Source organism: Rhizobium sp. WYJ-E13, from assembly GCF_018987265.1.
Lineage (GTDB): Bacteria > Pseudomonadota > Alphaproteobacteria > Rhizobiales > Rhizobiaceae > Rhizobium.
Genome location: NZ_CP076853.1, coordinates 1,039,347 through 1,056,270 on the forward strand (window position 1 = coordinate 1,039,347; position 16,924 = coordinate 1,056,270).

Here is a 16,924-nt window from a genome sequence, read left to right on the forward strand (position 1 = left end):
AGAGGTCAAGGAACAAAGAACATGGTCATCGGACTCTCCCACTATCTCACGGTCAGCGCCATCCTCTTCACGATCGGCATCTTCGGTATTTTCCTGAACCGGAAGAACATCATCGTCATCCTGATGTCGGTCGAATTGATCCTGCTGTCGGTCAACATCAACATGGTCGCCTTCTCATCGTTCCTCAACGACATCGTCGGCCAGGTGTTCGCATTGTTCATCCTGACCGTTGCTGCTGCAGAAGCGGCGATCGGTCTTGCAATTCTCGTTGTCTTCTACCGCAACCGCGGTTCGATCGCGGTCGAAGACGTCAATATGATGAAGGGCTGAGCGGCTCATGTTCCTCTATAAGGCTATCGTCTTCCTTCCCCTGATCGGCGCGATCATCGCCGGCCTTTTCGGCCGCGCGATCGGCGCCAAGGCGTCGGAATATGTCACTAGCGGCCTGATGATCGTCGCCGCCGTCCTGTCCTGGGTCGTCTTCTTCACGGTCGCGCTCGGTCATCCCGAGGGCGCCATCAAGGTCGAGGTTCTGCGCTGGATCCAGTCCGGCGGCATCGACGTCTCCTGGTCGCTGCGTGTCGATACGTTGACCTCGGTCATGCTGATCGTCGTCAACACGGTCTCGACGCTGGTGCATATCTACTCGATCGGTTACATGCACACCGATCCGCATCGCCCGCGCTTCTTCGCCTATCTCTCGCTCTTCACCTTCGCCATGTTGATGCTGGTGACCTCCGACAACCTCGCGCAGATGTTCTTCGGCTGGGAAGGCGTCGGTCTGGCCTCGTATCTGCTGATCGGCTTCTGGTATAAGAAGCCCTCGGCATCGGCTGCTGCGATGAAGGCCTTCATCGTCAACCGCGTCGGCGACTTTGGCTTTGTGCTTGGTATCGCTACCGTCTTCGTGCTGTTCGGCTCGATCAACTTGGATACGATCTTCGCCAATGCTGCGACCTTCGCTCCGGCGGAAGGCGGCGGTGAAGCCGGCGAAGTGATCCTGAACCTTTTCGGCATGCATCTCGACAAGGCGCATGCGCTGACCGGCGCCTGCCTGCTGCTCTTCATGGGCGCGATGGGTAAGTCGGCGCAGTTCCTGCTGCACACCTGGCTGCCGGACGCCATGGAAGGCCCGACGCCGGTTTCCGCACTCATCCATGCCGCAACCATGGTGACCGCCGGCGTCTTCCTCGTCGCCCGCATGTCGCCGATCTTTGAACACTCGCCGGATGCGCTCGTGGTCGTCACGATCATCGGCGCGATCACCGCCTTCTTCGCGGCGACCGTCGGCCTCGTGCAGAACGACATCAAGCGCGTCATCGCTTATTCGACCTGCTCGCAGCTCGGCTACATGTTCGTCGCTCTCGGCGTCGGTGCCTATGGCGCGGCAATCTTCCACCTCTTCACGCATGCCTTCTTCAAGGCCCTGCTCTTCCTCTGCGCCGGCTCGGTCATCCACGCCGTCGACGGCGAGCAGGACATGCGCTACATGGGTGGCCTGCGTCCGCACATCAAGGTGACGTTCTGGATGATGATCATCGGCACGCTGGCGATCACAGGCGTCGGCATTCCCTTCACGCCGATCGGCTTTGCCGGCTTCTTCTCCAAGGACGTCATCATCGAGGCCGCCTATGCGTCGCATTCGCCGGTCGCGGGCTTTGCCTTCACGCTGTTGGTTATTGCCGCTCTCTTCACGAGCTTCTATTCCTGGCGCCTGATCTTCATGACGTTCTTCGGCAGGCCGCGAGCTTCGCACGAGGTCATGCATCACGTCCACGAGTCACCGCAGGTCATGCTGGTGCCGCTCTACCTCCTCGCCATTGGTGCAGTTTTTGCCGGCGTGCTCTTCGAAGGCCGCTTCTACGGCGAAGAATATGCCGAGTTCTGGAAGGGCGCGCTCTTCACCGGCGCCGAGAACGAACTGGTGGAAGAATTCCATCATGTTCCGGTATGGGTCGGCCTCAGCCCGTTCATCGCCATGCTGCTCGGCTTCGTGATTGCCTGGTACATGTACATCAGGTCGCCGTCGACGCCGCGCAAGCTCGCTCAGCAGCACCGCGTTCTGTACCAGTTCCTGCTCAACAAGTGGTATTTCGACGAACTCTACGACTTCCTCTTCGTCCGCACTGCCAAGGCGCTTGGCAGCTTCCTGTGGAAGAAGGGTGACGTCGGCGTCATTGATGCCTACGGTCCGAACGGCGTTGCTGCTCGCGTGGTCAACGTGACCGACCGCGTCGTGCGCCTGCAGACCGGCTACCTCTATCACTATGCCTTCGCGATGCTGATCGGCATTGCGGCGCTCGTTACCTGGATGATGCTCGGGAGTTCCTTCTGATGACCGATTGGCCTATTCTTTCAACGGTCACCTTCCTGCCGCTTGTCGGCGTGGTGCTCCTGTTGCTGATGAACGGCGAAACCGAGAATGGCCGCAAGAACGTGCTGTGGATCTCGCTGATCACCACGGTCTTCACCTTCATCCTTTCGCTCTTCATCTGGATCGGTTTTGACAACGCCAATCCAGGCTTCCAGATGATCGAGCAGCATAGCTGGCTCGGCACCGGCATCGGCTACCATGTCGGTGTGGACGGCATTTCCATGCTGTTCATCATCCTCACGACCTTCCTGATGCCCTTCTGCGTGCTCGCAAGCTGGCTCTCGATCGAGAAGCGTCTGAAGGAATACATGATTGCCTTCCTCATCCTCGAAGTGATGATGGTCGGTGTCTTCGTCTCGCTCGATATCGTTCTCTTCTACGTCTTCTTCGAAGGCGGCCTCATTCCGATGTTCCTCATCATCGGTGTCTGGGGTGGTGCGAACCGCGTCTATGCGAGCTACAAGTTCTTCCTCTACACGCTGCTCGGCTCGGTTCTGATGCTGCTCGCCATCATGGCCATGTACTGGCAGGCCGGCACGACCGATATCGCCCAACTGCTGGCCTACAAGTTCCCGCCGGCGATGCAGACCTGGCTGTGGCTCGCCTTCTTCGCCTCCTTCGCGGTAAAGATGCCGATGTGGCCGGTCCACACCTGGCTCCCGGACGCACACGTCCAGGCGCCGACGGCAGGTTCGGTCATCCTGGCAGGCGTGCTCCTGAAGCTCGGCGGCTACGGTCTGATCCGCTTCTCGATCGGCATGTTCCCGGTCGCATCGGACTATTTCGCGCCGCTCGTCTTCGCCATGTCCGTCATCGCCATCATCTACACCTCGCTGGTTGCGATGATGCAGGACGACATGAAGAAGCTGATCGCCTATTCTTCGGTTGCCCACATGGGCTACGTGACGATGGGCGTCTTCGCGGCCAATGCACAGGGTCTGCAGGGTTCGATCTTCCAGATGCTGTCGCATGGTATCGTTTCGGCCGCTCTCTTCCTCTGTGTCGGCGTCGTCTATGACCGCACCCACACCCGCGAGATCGCGGCTTACGGCGGCCTGGTCAACAACATGCCGAAATACGCCGTCGCCTTCATGGTCTTCACCATGGCGAACGTCGGCCTGCCGGGCACGTCGGGCTTCATCGGCGAATTCCTGACGCTGATCGGCGTCTTCCGCGCCAATACCTGGGTTGCGCTTTTTGCCGCCACCGGCGTCATCCTTTCGGCCGCCTATGCGCTCTGGCTCTATCGCCGGGTGATTTTCGGCGCGCTGGAGAAGGAAAAGCTGAAGGCCCTGCTCGACCTTTCGCCGCGTGAAAAGATCATCCTCTACCCGATGATCGCGCTCACCATTTTCTTCGGTGTCTATCCGGCTCCGGTCTTCGATGCGACCGCGGCTTCCGTAGACCACCTGATCAACAGCTATTCGGCCGCAGTGCAGGCAGCGCAGAATGTTGCGCTGTCGATGAAATGACGGGACTTTAGGACATGACTGCTGAAACAATCTCCCTGAGCCTGTACCTGTCCGCGCCGGAAATCATCCTCGCGATCGGTGCCCTCGTCCTGCTCATGATCGGCGTCTTTGCGGGTGAGCGGTCCGGTCCGCTCGTCAGCACGCTGGCGATGATCGTGATTGCCATCTCTGGCCTCTGGCTGATCTTCGTTCCCGGTGACGGCCTCGCCTATGGCGGTGTCTACCTCGCTGACGGCTTCGCCCGCTTCATGAAGGTGCTGGCGCTGATCGGCTCGTTTGTCGCGCTTTTCATGTCGATGGGCCTGGCGAAGGAAAACCAGCTCGACAAGTTCGAGTTCCCGGTTCTCCTGGTGCTGTGCACGCTCGGTATCATGCTGATGATCTCGGCAAACGACCTGATCGCGCTCTATCTCGGCCTCGAGCTGCAGTCGCTGGCGATCTACGTCATCGCTGCGATTAACCGCGACAGCCTGAAGTCGACGGAAGCCGGCCTGAAGTATTTCGTGCTCGGCGCCCTGTCGTCGGGCATGCTTCTCTACGGCATGTCGCTGGTCTACGGCTTCACCGGCCACACGCACTTTGCCGATGTAGCCCAGGCTCTGACGGTCGAGGGCGCTCGCTCGCTCGGCCTGATCTTCGGCCTCGTCTTCATCCTCGCCGGCATCGCGTTCAAGATCTCGGCCGTTCCCTTCCACATGTGGACGCCGGACGTTTATGAAGGCGCGCCGACCCCGGTCACCGCCTTCCTGGCAAGCGCACCGAAGGTTGCCGCCATGGCGATGATGACACGCATCGTCATCAGCGCGTTCCAGCCGGTATTGACCGACTGGCAGCAGGTCATCGTCTTCATCTCGATCGCCTCCATGCTGCTCGGCTCGTTTGCGGCGATCGGCCAGAAGAACATCAAGCGACTGATGGCCTATTCGTCGATCGGCCATATGGGTTACGCGCTGGTCGGCCTTGCCGCTGGCAACCAGACGGGCGTCACCGGCGTCATGCTCTACATGGCGATCTACATGGTCATGACGCTCGGCTCCTTCGCGATCATCATGTCGATGCGCCGCAAGGACGGCACGGTTGTCGAAAACGTCAGCGATCTCGCCGGCCTGTCGACGACGAACCCATTCATGGCTGTCGTGCTGACCGCGCTGATGTTCTCGCTTGCCGGTATCCCGCCGCTCGCAGGCTTCTTCGCGAAGTACTTCGTCTTCGTCGCCGCCATCGAGGCAAAGCTCTATGCGCTTGCCGTCATCGGTGTTCTGGCCTCGGTCGTCGGCGCCTACTACTATCTGCGCGTCATCAAGCTGATGTGGTTCGATGAGGCGACCGGCGAATTCGCCCGCGTCTCCGGTTCGCTGCGTCTCGTCTTCGGTCTCTCCGGTCTTTTCGTCGCCGCCTATGTTCTCATCGGCGGCCCGATCGGCGGCGCGGCCGAACTCGCTGCGGCAACGCTGTTCTGATGCCTTTCGACAAGCGGCGCCGGATATCGCTCGGCGATATCAGGCACGAGGCCTTGTCGGATACGTCGTCGACCAACACGGAATGCCTTGCCCGGGCTCGGGCAGGGGACGGCGGCCTGCTCTGGGTGACCGCCGAACGACAGACCGGCGGCCGGGGCCGTCGGGGCCGTCCCTGGGTTTCGGAACGCGGCAATCTCTACGCTTCCCTTCTTCTGATCGATCCGGCGCCGATGGAGCGCCTTGCCTCCCTGCCGCTGGCAATCGCCGTCGCCGTGCATCAGGCGGTCCGCAGCGTGCTGCCGCCCGGCGCCGAGCCGCTGGAGGTGAAGTGGCCGAACGATATCCTGATCGGACGCAAGAAGACCTGCGGTATCCTCGTGGAGGGTGAACGGCTGGCGGATGGTCGTCACGCTGTCGTGATCGGCATCGGCATCAATGTGTCGGTCATGCCCGACAATCCTATCTATCCCGTCACCTGCCTGCGCGATCAGGGAAGTGCAGCTTCGCCCGAAGAGCTCTTCGCCCATCTCTTTGCCTCGATGGCCGACGTGCTGGATATCTGGAATGAAGGACAGGGTATTGCCGAGGTCACGGCGCGGTGGCGTGCCGTCGCCTGTGGTATCGGCGAAAAGATAACCGTGAATCTGCCCGACCGGTCGATTTCCGGATATTTCGCCGGGATAGATGATAATGGCCTGTTGATGCTCGATACCGGCACAGGCAGGATGATGCCGATTGCGGCCGGCGATGTATTCTTTGGATAGTGGAAAAAATAGACATTATGGCGAAACAGGACGAACTGGTATTCCTGCCCCTGGGCGGCGTCGGCGAGATCGGCATGAATCTCGCGCTGTACGGCTACGGCCCGGCGGATCATCGCCAGTGGATCATGGTGGATTGCGGCGTTACCTTTCCGGGGCCGGATCTACCGGGTGTCGATCTCGTCCTGCCGGATATCCGCTTCCTCGCCAATGAGCGCAAGAACCTCAAGGCGATCATCATCACCCACGCTCATGAGGATCACTACGGCGCGCTCGCCGACCTCTGGCCGGGCCTGAATGTTCCAGTCTACGCCTCGCCCTTCACCGCCGGCCTGCTGGAAGCCAAGCGCAATTTCGAGAAGGATGCGATCGGCGAAGTGCCGGTGACGATCTTCAAGGCGGGCGATACGATCAATGTCGGTCCCTTCAGCATCGAAGGTGTTGCCGTCAATCACTCCATCCCCGAACCGATGTCGCTGATGATCCGCACGCCGCTCGGCAATGTCATCCACACCGGCGACTGGAAGATCGATCACGAGCCATCGCTTGGACCGCTGACCGACGAGATGCGTTTCCGCCAGCTTGGCGATGAAGGCGTGCTGGCACTGCTCTGCGACTCCACCAATGCGCTGCGCGATGGCGTGTCGCCCTCGGAGAAGGATGTCTCGGAGAGCCTGCGCAAGATCATCGAAGATGCCGAGGGACGCGTGGCCATCACCACCTTCTCCTCGAATGTCGGCCGTATCCGCACCGTCGCGGAAGCCGCCGAGGCGGCGGGCCGTGAGGTACTGCTGCTTGGAAGCTCGCTGAAGCGTGTGTGCAATGTCGCTCAGGACATCGGACTGATGGAGGGCATAAAGCCGTTCATCTCCGAGGAGGATTACGGTTTCATTCCGCGCGACAAGGTCGTGGTCATCCTCACGGGCAGCCAGGGCGAGCCGCGCGCTGCCCTTGCCAAGCTTTCCCGTGACGAGATGCGCAACGTGGCGTTCACCGCCGGCGATATCGTCGTCTTCTCCTCGCGTGCCATCCCCGGTAACGAGAAGGCAATCCAGGATATCAAGAACGGCCTTGTGGAGCAGGGCGTTCACATCATCACTGATACAGAGGCGCTGGTGCATGTCTCTGGCCATCCGCGCCGCAACGAGCTGCAGAAGATGTACGAATGGACACGGCCGAAGATCGTCGTGCCCGTGCATGGCGAGGCGACGCATCTGACGGCCCACAAGGAGCTCGCCGAACAATCCGGTATCGCGACAGTCCCGCGTGTGCGCAACGGCGACGTGCTGCGGCTCGCGCCGGGGCCGGCCGAGGTGATCGACGAAGCGCCGCATGGCCGAATCTACAAGGATGGGTCGCTGATCGGTGACTTTGATGAGATGGGTATCGGCGAGCGCAAGAAGCTTGCCTATGTCGGCCATGTCGCCGTGAGCATCGTGCTCGACGGCCGTTACGACATCATCGGGGAGCCCGATCTCGTCGCGATCGGCTTGCCGGCCTATGATGACGAGGGCGAGGATATGGAAGATGCGTTGTTCGACGCCGCGATCGGTGCGTTTGAGAGCATTCCACGCGCCCGCCGGAAGGATATCGACATGGTACAGGAGGCCGTGCGCCGTGCCGTGCGCGCTGCCGCCAATCACATCTGGGGCAAGAAGCCCGTCGTCACCGTTTTCATCACCAGGGTCTGAACGATGCTCGGCCGGGTGAACCATATCGCCATCGCCGTGCCCGATCTTGCTGCTGCGACCGCAAGCTATCGTGACACGCTGGGCGCCGTGGTTTCCGAGCCGCAGGCGCTGCCGGAGCATGGTGTCACGGTCGTCTTCGTAGAGCTGCCGAATACCAAGGTGGAGTTGCTGGAGCCGCTCGGTAACGCCTCGCCGATTGCAGCCTTCCTCGAGAAGAACCCCGCGGGTGGCATGCACCACATCTGCTACGAGGTCGAGGATATCCTCACCGCCCGAGACCGGCTTACGGCGTCAGGGGCGAGAGTGCTTGGCAACGGCGAGCCAAAGATCGGTGCTCATGGCAAGCCGGTGCTTTTCCTTCATCCGAAGGATTTCTTCGGGACGCTCATTGAGCTGGAGCAGATCTGACCGCGCTGCGGCAGAGTGACCCAAATTATCCACAGCCTTTGAATTGGCCAGCATTCCCGCTTATAAGCACGCACAACGAAGTGCTAGAGCGCCGTGCATCCATTCGGGCGCATCAGGGGCGCTCTAGCTCTTTGAATCAACGCTTCAGGTTTTCCGAAAATCGATTCCGATTTTCGGAAAACCTGATGCTGTAAGGCGCATATCGACGGGAACCAACATGTTTCAGGCCTTCCTCCAGGGATTCGCGGTCTACTTCATCATCTGGTGGATCACGCTTTTTGCTGTCCTGCCGATCGGCCTGCGCACGCAGGCGGAGGACAATGACATCGTGCTTGGCACGGTTCCAAGCGCGCCGACGCGCTTTCGTCCGCTTTTCGTCTTCTCTCTGACGACACTCGTCTCCGGCGCCATTTACGGCATCTGGTACGTCTGCTCGACCTATTTCGGTTTCGGCTTCGACGCACTTCCACAAATAGGGCCTAGCTTCTATTAGGGATGTCTTTTGCTCAAACTTTGAGCAAATGTAAACGCGACCGCGAAAAACTGTCATATGCACGTCACGCAAGTGGGCAAAGAGCTTGCGTAACGGAAAGCGGGCTCACCTAACGTAGGATGGCTCGATTTTCGGGGCAATCGGGAGCCGAAAAAGCAAAAAAAAACAAGGCTAAAAGCCTTGTTTTAAGTATCGCGTGATCCTTAACCGTTACCGGGGCAGCGACAAGCGCGCCTAAGATCTGATCCTCCCAAGACTTGACCGCGAATTCGGCAAGAATTTAACCTTCTTGCCTGTTTTGTGAGCTAAAACTAGCCCAAAGATTGTGCTTTGTCATCAGCTTTTTTTGCATTTTTGCTACACTCACGCAAAATTTTTCTGTTGACAAGATTTACCTTCAAGTCCTTATAAATACGCGCTTTTTCGCGCCTGCTGAATTTGTGGGCGCTAACATGCGTCTGCGGGAGGGTGCTCGCGCCGGTCGCGGGTTTCTTTCCTGTCGCGAAGCGGTTATGAACGCTCCCATCTTTATCAAAGACCGTCGATTCCGCTTGGGTAAGCGGCGTCTCAACTGTACCGGAATCCGCCATGCGTCTGTCCCGCTTCTTCATACCCATCCTCAAGGAAAATCCCAAGGAGGCGGAAATCGTCTCCCACCGGCTGATGCTGCGCGCCGGCATGATCCGCCAGCAGTCGCAGGGCATCTATTCCTGGCTGCCGCTGGGCAAGAAGGTGCTGGACAAGGTCAACAATATCATCCGCGAAGAGCAGAACCGGGCGGGCGCCATCGAGCTTTCGATGCCGACGCTACAGTCGGCCGAACTCTGGCAGGAGAGCGGCCGCTATGACGCCTACGGCAAGGAGATGCTGCGCATCAAGGACCGCCAGGACCGTCCGATGCTCTACGGCCCGACCAACGAAGAAATGATCACGGATATCTTCCGTTCTTCGGTCAAGTCCTACAAGGACCTGCCGCTCAATCTCTATCACATTCAGCTGAAATTCCGTGACGAGATCCGTCCGCGTTTCGGCACCATGCGCTCGCGCGAATTCATGATGAAGGACGCCTATTCCTTCGATTTGACGCGCGAAGGGGCAGAGCATTCCTATAACAAGATGTTCACCGCCTATCTGCGCACGTTCGATCGTCTCGGCCTGCGCGCCATTCCGATGCGCGCCGATACCGGACCGATTGGCGGCAATCTCAGCCACGAATTCATTATCCTTGCCGATACGGGCGAGTCCGAGGTTTTCTGCCACAAGGATTTCGTCAACTTCGATATCCCCGCGGAAAACACGGATTTCGACAGCGTCGACGGCCTGAAATCGATCTTCGACAAGTGGACGTCGCTTTATGCCGCGACTTCGGAAATGCACGACGAGGCGGCCTTCAATGCCATTCCGGAAGGCGAGCGTCTTTCTGCGCGCGGCATCGAAGTCGGCCATATTTTCTACTTCGGTACGAAGTATTCCGAGCCGATGGGCGCGAAGGTGCAAGGGCCTGATGGCAAGGAACACTTCGTTCACATGGGTTCCTACGGTATCGGCCCGACGCGCCTTGTTCCCGCCATCATCGAAGCATCGCATGATGAGAACGGAATCATCTGGCCGGAGTCGGTCGCACCCTTCGATGTCGTGGTCATCAACATGAAGGCCGGCGACGAGGCCTGCGACGGCACCTGCGAGCTGATCTACGCGGCGCTGACCAAGGCGGGCAAGGACGTGCTCTATGACGACACGGACGACCGCGCGGGTACCAAGTTTGCGACTGCCGATCTGATCGGCGTGCCGTACCAGATCATTGCCGGTCCGCGCGCGGTCGCGAACGGCGAAGTGGAAGTGAAGGACCGCAAGACCGGTGCCCGCGAAACGATGACCATCGAGGCGGCGATCAACAGGTTCGTGGCTTAAGAAAGACGGAGGCGAAATGGCAGAGGCAGCAGTGGACCGGAGTTCCAAATCCGGCTTGGGTCCGGCTGGCAAGCCATTCTCCACATTCGAACGCCTGGTGGCGTGGCGCTATCTGCGCGCCCGCCGCAAGGAGGCGTTCATCTCGGTCATCGCCGGCTTCTCCTTCGTCGGCATCATGCTGGGCGTTGCGACGCTCATCATCGTCATGGCTGTCATGAACGGGTTCCGGACGGAACTCGTCTCCCGCATCCTTGGCATCAACGGCCACATGATCATCCAGCCGGTCGATGGTCCGTTCACCGACTATGCCGATCTCGTGAAGAAATTCGAGGCGGTGCCCGGTATCAAGATGGCGCTGCCATTGGTGGAAGGTCAGGTGCTGGCCTCTTCGCAGACGGGCGGCAGCACCGGCGCGCTCGTGCGCGGCACACGGGCCGAGGACCTGACCAAGCTCAAGACGGTCTCCGATAACATCAAGTCCGGTGATATGGTGGGTTTTGCCGCGGGCGACGGCGTTCTGGTTGGAAGCCGCATGGCCGATCAGCTGGGACTCAGGGCGGGCGACCTGATTACGCTGACATCACCGGAAGGTGATGTGACGCCGATGGGCGTCAACCCGCGCATCAAATCCTACAAGATTTCCGGCCTCTTCGAGATTGGCATGTCGGAATACGATGCCTCGATCATCTACATGCCGCTCGAGGAATCGCAGCTCTATTTCAATGCCGACGGGCTGGTGCAGTCGATTGAGCTCTTCGTCGACAACCCTGACGACATCGATAATTTGAGACCCAAGGTCGAGCAGGCCGCCGGCCGGCAGATTGCCATCACCGACTGGCGCCAGCGCAACCAGACTTTTTTTTCGGCCCTGCAGGTCGAGCGCAACGTGATGTTCATGATCCTGACGCTGATCGTGCTCGTCGCCGCACTCAACATCATCTCCGGCCTCATCATGCTGGTGAAAGACAAGGGAAGCGACATCGCCATTCTGCGCACAATGGGCGCAAGCTCCGGCGCCATCATGCGCATCTTCTTCATGACGGGGGCTGCGATCGGCATTGTCGGCACGATCGCCGGCGTGCTGCTCGGCGTGTTCGTCTGCATCAACATCGAGTCCATCCGCCAGTTCTTCTCATGGGTCTCTGGCACGGTGCTTTTCGATCCGCAGCTCTACTTCCTCAGTCAGCTTCCGGCGGAAATGGATGTGAGCGAGACGATTTCCGTCGTCGCCATGGCGCTGACGCTTTCCTTCATCGCGACGATCTTCCCGGCCTGGCGCGCCTCCCGCCTCGACCCCGTCCAGGCCCTTCGTTCCGAATAAGGCCGAGATCCAAGGTCATGCATGATCCAAGGCCAAATCCAAGGAATGCCGCATTCATGAAACGCAATGTCGTTCTCAAGCTTTCGGGCGTCGAGCGCCACTATGGCCAGGGCGAAACGCTGCTGACTATCCTCAAGGGCGCCGATTTCACCCTGTCGAGTGGTGAAATGGTGGCGCTGGTGGCGCCGTCAGGCACCGGCAAGTCGACGCTGCTGCATATCGCAGGGCTGCTGGAGCATCCTGACGGCGGCGAGGTATCGGTCAACGGTCGCCCCTGTAACGGCCTTTCCGATGACAAGCGCACGGCCATCCGTCGCGGTGAGATCGGCTTTGTTTATCAGTTCCATCACCTGCTGCCGGAATTCTCGGCGCAGGAGAACATCATGATGCCGCAGCTCATCGCCGGCCTCTCATGGAAGGAAGCGAGCGAGCGCGCAAAGATGCTTCTGGATTATATGCGCATCGGCCACCGCGGTACGCATCGCCCGGGCGAGCTTTCCGGCGGCGAGCAGCAGCGTGTGGCGATTGCCCGCGCCGTCGCCAATGCGCCTAGACTGCTTTTGGCCGACGAGCCGACCGGTAATCTCGACCCGGAGACTGCCAGCTATGTCTTCGACGCTCTGGAGGCCCTGGTGCGCCAGTCCGGCCTTGCCGCGCTGATCGCCACCCACAACCACGAGCTTGCCCGGCGCATGGACCGGCGCGTAACGATCTCCGACGGCAAGGTCGTGGATTTCTGATTATCAGGGAATAATCAGCCCGCCGCGATAGTCGAGCTCATAGGCCTTTTGGCCATCCACGAGAATGAATTCGTGACCGCGAAAATGTGTGCAGTCGCCTTCGCTCGTATCGACATAGCGCCCCAGCGAATGATCGAATACCATGCCGCCGAGGAAGCGCCCCTGCTTGTAGAGCTGTGACAGCGCCGCGCTAATGATGGTGCCTGCGACAGTCCCGTCGATGATCCCGGGCTCGATGATCCGCCCGAAATAGTTCATCGCCCAGACCGGCTTTTCCTCCAGCCACACAACTTCCTGACCGGCAAAATCCGTGCCGCCGAAATAGCTGTCGAGATAGCGCCAGATGCCGCGCTTATAACCGATGTCGTGGGCACCGATCCGGTAGGATGGCTGCGACTTCGCGCCGGCGACATATGTCTGCGATTTGGCTTCGACAATGAAGCTATTGAGTTCCAAAACGTCCATAGTCCCTTTGCTCCGATGTTAACCATGTCCCGCGGAAGTGGGGGGTAACCCTGTTGACAATAGAACATACATGGAACAAAGTAAAAACATAAGAGCAAAGGAGAGCCAGATGACTGACATGATCCGTGATATCGCAGCATTCACCTCCATCGCAATGTTCATTGCCAGCTTCTCGTTGATCGTCATGGCAATGTAAGAATTCAGGGGATCGCATGGCAGCCATGCGATCCCGCGGCGGGACTTTTTCTGGACAGAATCGCCTTCAATGCCGACAATGCGCACTCTTCAATGAGGCAGTTGGAAGGGCATGTTATGGCGGATGCGGAACAGGGTGCGATCGGCGGCAAGCCGGGCTTCGTTCATCTGAGGGTTCACTCTGCCTATTCGCTGCTCGAAGGCGCATTGCCTCTCAAAAAGATCCTCTACAAGGCAGCGGGCGACAACCAGCCGGCGATTGCCATCACTGATACCAACAATCTTTTCGTTGCACTGGAGTTCTCCCAGAAAGCGATGGATGACGGGCTGCAGCCGATCATCGGCTGCCAGGTGTCGATCGATATGGAAGACGGTCTCGAAACCGAGAAGCGGGGAGGCCAGCAGGCGCTGGTCAAGCTGCCTTCCATCGTGCTTCTGTCCGCCACCGATGCAGGCTACGAACGGCTGGTCGATCTCGTCAGCCGCGCCTATCTCGGTGGCGAGGGCAACTCGACAATTCATGTCCGCGCCTCGTGGCTTGATGAGATCGGCACGGAGGGCCTGATAGCGCTGACGGGTGCCTCGACCGGGCCGATCGACATGCCGCTCAAGGACGGCCACGCCGCTGCGGCGGAGACCCGGCTGCTGACGCTGAAGCGGATCTTCGGGGATCGGCTCTATGTCGAACTGCAGCGGCACGGCGCTTATGACAAGCGGCACGAACAGAAAATTGTCGGCCTTGCCTATAAGCACGACCTGCCGCTGGTCGCGACCAATGAAGCCTTCTTCCCGACGCGCGACGATTATGACGCCCACGATGCGCTGATGGCGGTCGCCCATAACGCCATCGTGTCCGACGACAGCCGTTTCCGTCTCTCCCCGGATCACTATCTGAAAAGCCGCGCGGAGATGGAAAAGCTCTTCGCCGACCTGCCTGAGGCGCTTGATAATACCGTTGAGATCGCCCGGCGCTGCTCCTTCGTTCTGAAGACCCGCAAGCCGATCCTGCCGCGCTTCACCGGCGCGACAGACGATCCCGAAGAGGCCGAGCGCGCAGAGTCGCTAGAACTTCGCCGGCAGGCGGAGGAGGGGCTCGACATGCGTCTGGCCACGCTCGGCATGTCGGCCGGCTACGAGGAGAAGGATTATCGCGAGCGGCTGGAATTCGAGCTCAGCGTTATCGAGCGCATGAAGTTCCCCGGCTACTTCCTGATCGTTGCGGACTTCATCAAATGGGCCAAGCAGCATGACATCCCGGTCGGCCCGGGCCGCGGTTCGGGTGCGGGCTCATTGGTCGCCTACGCACTGACGATTACCGATGTGGATCCGCTGCGCTTCTCGCTGCTTTTCGAACGCTTCCTCAATCCGGAGCGCGTCTCGATGCCGGATTTCGATATCGACTTCTGCCAGGATCGCCGTGAAGAGGTGATCCGTTACGTGCAGAAGAAATACGGCCGCGAGCAGGTGGCGCAGATTATCACTTTCGGTTCGCTGCAGGCGCGCGCCGCATTGCGCGACGTCGGCCGCGTGCTGGAAATGCCCTATGGCCAGGTCGACAAGATCTGCAAACTCGTGCCGAACAACCCAGCAAACCCGACGCCTCTGTCCAAGGCGATCGAGGAAGAGCCGAAGCTGCAGGAAGAGGCCGCCAAAGAGCCGGTCGTCGCGCGGCTCTTGGATATCGCCCAGAAGATCGAAGGCCTCTATCGCCACGCCTCGACCCACGCCGCCGGGATCGTGATCGGCGACCGCCCGCTGTCGAAGCTCGTGCCGATGTATCGCGATCCGCGCTCCGACATGCCGGTCACCCAGTTCAATATGAAGTGGGTGGAGCAGGCGGGCCTGGTGAAGTTCGACTTCCTTGGCCTGAAGACGCTGACGGTGCTCAAGGTCGCCGTCGACTTCTGCAGGAAGCGCGGCATCGAGGTCGACCTCGCCAAGATCCCGCTCGACGACAAGAAGACCTATGAGATGCTCTCGCGCGGCGAGACGGTTGGCGTGTTCCAGGTTGAAAGTGCGGGCATGCGCAAGGCGCTGATCGGCATGAAGCCGGACTGCATCGAAGACATCATCGCGCTCGTGGCGCTCTACCGTCCCGGCCCGATGGAGAATATTCCGACCTATAATGCCCGCAAGCACGGTGACGAAGAGCTGGAATCGATCCACCCAACGATCGACCATCTTCTCAAGGAAACGCAGGGCGTTATCGTTTACCAGGAACAGGTGATGCAGATCGCCCAGGTCCTGTCGGGCTATTCGCTCGGCGAAGCCGATCTTCTGCGCCGCGCCATGGGTAAGAAGATCAAGGCCGAAATGGACCAGCAGCGCGAACGCTTCGTCGACGGTGCAGTCAAGAACGGCGTGTCGAAGCCGCAGGCCGACAACATCTTCGAACTCTTGGCAAAGTTCGCAAACTATGGCTTCAACAAGTCGCATGCTGCCGCCTACGCCATCGTCTCCTATCAGACGGCCTATATGAAGGCGCATTATCCGGTCGAGTTCCTGGCAGCGTCGATGACGCTCGATATGTCGAACACCGAAAAGGTCAACGACTTCCGTCAGGATGCCAAGCGCCTTGGTATCGAGGTCATCGCGCCCTCCGTCCAGACCTCCTTCCGTCAGTTCGAGACCGGTGACAACCGTATCTACTACGCACTTGCGGCTCTCAAGGGGGTCGGTGAATCCGCCGTCGATCACATCGTCGAAATGCGCGGCGATAAGCCCTTCGCCAGCATCGAGGATTTCTGCCTGCGCATCGATCCACGCCAGGTAAACCGCCGCGTGCTGGAAAGCCTGATCTATGCCGGCGCCTTTGATTGCTTCAACCTGGATCGCGCCCAGCTTTCGGCTGGTCTCGACCGCGTGCTCGGCTATGCACAGCGCGCCCAGGAAAACAAGCTGAGCGGCCAGTCGGATATCTTCGGCGGTGCGCTGTCCTCAGGTCCGGAAAAGATCGCCCTGCCGCCATTCTCGCCGTGGCTTGCCTCGGAGCGGCTGCTCAAGGAATTCCAGGTGCTGGGCTTCTACCTGACCGCCCATCCGCTCGACAGCTACAACAACATCCTTCAGAAGATGCGCGTACAGACCTTCGCGGACTTCTCGACGGCGGTGAAGCAGGGCGCTGCGAACGGGCGACTGGCGGGTACGGTGATTTCCAAACAGGAGCGCAAGACGCGCACCGGCAACAAGATGGGTATCATCGTCTTTTCGGATTCCTCCGGCCAGTTCGAAGCCGTGCTCTTCTCCGAAATGCTGAACCAGTATCGTGACATATTGGAGCCCGGAAAGTCCTTCGTCATCACCGCGATCGGCGAGGAACGGCCGGAAGGTGTCAGCCTGCGGCTGCAGACCATCCAGTCGCTGGAAGAAAAGTCGTTGCAGATGCAGAAGGCGCTGCGCGTCTATGTCCGCGACTCCGGCCCGCTGCGCGCTGTCGCAGCACATCTGAACGCCAAGGGCGACGGCCTCGTCTCCTTCATCGTCATCAAGGAAGAGGGCAAGCGTGAGGTCGAGGTGGTGTTGCAGGACAAGTATCGCATCACGCCGGAGATCGCCGCGGCCTTGCGGGCTGCCCCTGGCGTCGTCGACGTCGAACTCGTCTGAACGGGAAAGCGACCGGCACTGCGCCGGTTG

The 16,924-nt window shown here is 59.8% G+C and carries 14 protein-coding genes; 12 read left to right on the plus strand and 2 right to left on the minus strand.

The window, feature by feature from the left end; genetic code table 11:
- Positions 1-21 precede the first annotated feature (21 nt).
- The 8 genes from nuoK (at position 22) to KQ933_RS05250 (ending at position 8,659) form a co-directional block, all read left to right on the plus strand.
- Positions 22-330, plus strand: coding sequence for an NADH-quinone oxidoreductase subunit NuoK (nuoK, locus tag KQ933_RS05215; RefSeq protein WP_007823900.1), 309 nt, complete (start codon positions 22-24; stop codon positions 328-330).
- Between the two features lie 7 nt (positions 331-337).
- Positions 338-2,335: an NADH-quinone oxidoreductase subunit L gene (gene nuoL / locus KQ933_RS05220; protein WP_216757694.1), complete on the plus strand. Its 1,998-nt coding sequence runs from the start codon at positions 338-340 to the stop codon at positions 2,333-2,335.
- Entirely contained in the window at positions 2,335-3,846 is a 1,512-nt protein-coding gene (locus tag KQ933_RS05225) for an NADH-quinone oxidoreductase subunit M (protein WP_216757695.1), read from the plus strand. The genes nuoL and KQ933_RS05225 overlap by 1 nt, the downstream gene beginning before the upstream one ends.
- A 14-nt stretch (positions 3,847-3,860) precedes the next feature.
- The gene (nuoN, locus tag KQ933_RS05230; protein WP_216757696.1) at positions 3,861-5,306 is read left to right on the plus strand and encodes an NADH-quinone oxidoreductase subunit NuoN; all 1,446 of its coding nucleotides are present in this window, start codon (positions 3,861-3,863) and stop codon (positions 5,304-5,306) included.
- Entirely contained in the window at positions 5,306-6,070 is a 765-nt protein-coding gene (locus KQ933_RS05235; RefSeq protein ID WP_216757697.1) for a biotin--[acetyl-CoA-carboxylase] ligase, read from the plus strand. The genes nuoN and KQ933_RS05235 overlap by 1 nt, the downstream gene beginning before the upstream one ends.
- 17 nt (positions 6,071-6,087) lie before the next feature.
- Positions 6,088-7,758, plus strand: coding sequence for a ribonuclease J (locus KQ933_RS05240; protein WP_216757698.1), 1,671 nt, complete (start codon positions 6,088-6,090; stop codon positions 7,756-7,758).
- A 3-nt stretch (positions 7,759-7,761) separates the two neighbouring features.
- Positions 7,762-8,166 (plus strand): methylmalonyl-CoA epimerase, encoded by a 405-nt coding sequence (gene mce, locus KQ933_RS05245; RefSeq protein ID WP_216757699.1) that lies wholly within the window; start codon positions 7,762-7,764, stop codon positions 8,164-8,166.
- Between the two features lie 217 nt (positions 8,167-8,383).
- Positions 8,384-8,659, plus strand: coding sequence for a DUF1467 family protein (locus tag KQ933_RS05250; RefSeq protein ID WP_183730177.1), 276 nt, complete (start codon positions 8,384-8,386; stop codon positions 8,657-8,659).
- Between the two features lie 311 nt (positions 8,660-8,970).
- On the opposite strand, the gene KQ933_RS05255 is transcribed toward KQ933_RS05250, so the two are convergent.
- Positions 8,971-9,249 carry a hypothetical protein gene (locus KQ933_RS05255; RefSeq protein ID WP_253958276.1) on the minus strand — a complete coding sequence of 93 codons (279 nt, stop codon included), beginning with the start codon at positions 9,247-9,249 and terminating at the stop codon, positions 8,971-8,973.
- Here KQ933_RS05255 and proS point away from each other — a divergent pair.
- From proS to KQ933_RS05270, 3 genes are read left to right on the plus strand one after another with little or no spacing between them, the layout of a single operon-like run.
- Positions 9,248-10,570, plus strand: coding sequence for a proline--tRNA ligase (proS, locus tag KQ933_RS05260; RefSeq protein WP_216757700.1), 1,323 nt, complete (start codon positions 9,248-9,250; stop codon positions 10,568-10,570). The two genes, KQ933_RS05255 and proS, sit on opposite strands and share 2 nt — an antisense overlap.
- A 16-nt stretch (positions 10,571-10,586) precedes the next feature.
- The gene (locus KQ933_RS05265; RefSeq protein WP_216757701.1) at positions 10,587-11,891 is read left to right on the plus strand and encodes a lipoprotein-releasing ABC transporter permease subunit; all 1,305 of its coding nucleotides are present in this window, start codon (positions 10,587-10,589) and stop codon (positions 11,889-11,891) included.
- Positions 11,892-11,947: 56 nt separating this feature from the next.
- Positions 11,948-12,631, plus strand: a complete 684-nt coding sequence (locus KQ933_RS05270; RefSeq protein ID WP_216757702.1) for an ABC transporter ATP-binding protein — start codon at positions 11,948-11,950, stop codon at positions 12,629-12,631.
- A gap of 3 nt (positions 12,632-12,634) precedes the next feature.
- Here the strand turns inward: KQ933_RS05270 and KQ933_RS05275 are convergent, their stop codons facing one another.
- Positions 12,635-13,096, minus strand: coding sequence for a DUF5680 domain-containing protein (locus tag KQ933_RS05275; protein WP_216757703.1), 462 nt, complete (start codon positions 13,094-13,096; stop codon positions 12,635-12,637).
- Positions 13,097-13,408: 312 nt separating this feature from the next.
- On the opposite strand from KQ933_RS05275, the gene dnaE reads away from it, so the two are divergent.
- Positions 13,409-16,894: a DNA polymerase III subunit alpha gene (gene dnaE / locus KQ933_RS05280; protein WP_216757704.1), complete on the plus strand. Its 3,486-nt coding sequence runs from the start codon at positions 13,409-13,411 to the stop codon at positions 16,892-16,894.
- Positions 16,895-16,924: the final 30 nt, after the last annotated feature.

What these genes read in the sequence shown, in the direction of transcription:
- nuoK (WP_007823900.1), top strand. Translation starts at nt 22, where the DNA reads ATGGTCATCGGACTCTCCCACTATCTCACGGTCAGCGCCATCCTCTTC.
- nuoL (WP_216757694.1), top strand. Translation starts at nt 338, where the DNA reads ATGTTCCTCTATAAGGCTATCGTCTTCCTTCCCCTGATCGGCGCGATC.
- KQ933_RS05225 (WP_216757695.1), top strand. Translation starts at nt 2,335, where the DNA reads ATGACCGATTGGCCTATTCTTTCAACGGTCACCTTCCTGCCGCTTGTC.
- nuoN (WP_216757696.1), top strand. Translation starts at nt 3,861, where the DNA reads ATGACTGCTGAAACAATCTCCCTGAGCCTGTACCTGTCCGCGCCGGAA.
- KQ933_RS05235 (WP_216757697.1), top strand. Translation starts at nt 5,306, where the DNA reads ATGCCTTTCGACAAGCGGCGCCGGATATCGCTCGGCGATATCAGGCAC.
- KQ933_RS05240 (WP_216757698.1), top strand. Translation starts at nt 6,088, where the DNA reads ATGGCGAAACAGGACGAACTGGTATTCCTGCCCCTGGGCGGCGTCGGC.
- mce (WP_216757699.1), top strand. Translation starts at nt 7,762, where the DNA reads ATGCTCGGCCGGGTGAACCATATCGCCATCGCCGTGCCCGATCTTGCT.
- KQ933_RS05250 (WP_183730177.1), top strand. Translation starts at nt 8,384, where the DNA reads ATGTTTCAGGCCTTCCTCCAGGGATTCGCGGTCTACTTCATCATCTGG.
- proS (WP_216757700.1), top strand. Translation starts at nt 9,248, where the DNA reads ATGCGTCTGTCCCGCTTCTTCATACCCATCCTCAAGGAAAATCCCAAG.
- KQ933_RS05255 (WP_253958276.1), bottom strand. Translation starts at nt 9,249, where the DNA reads ATGGCGGATTCCGGTACAGTTGAGACGCCGCTTACCCAAGCGGAATCG.
- KQ933_RS05265 (WP_216757701.1), top strand. Translation starts at nt 10,587, where the DNA reads ATGGCAGAGGCAGCAGTGGACCGGAGTTCCAAATCCGGCTTGGGTCCG.
- KQ933_RS05270 (WP_216757702.1), top strand. Translation starts at nt 11,948, where the DNA reads ATGAAACGCAATGTCGTTCTCAAGCTTTCGGGCGTCGAGCGCCACTAT.
- KQ933_RS05275 (WP_216757703.1), bottom strand. Translation starts at nt 13,096, where the DNA reads ATGGACGTTTTGGAACTCAATAGCTTCATTGTCGAAGCCAAATCGCAG.
- dnaE (WP_216757704.1), top strand. Translation starts at nt 13,409, where the DNA reads ATGGCGGATGCGGAACAGGGTGCGATCGGCGGCAAGCCGGGCTTCGTT.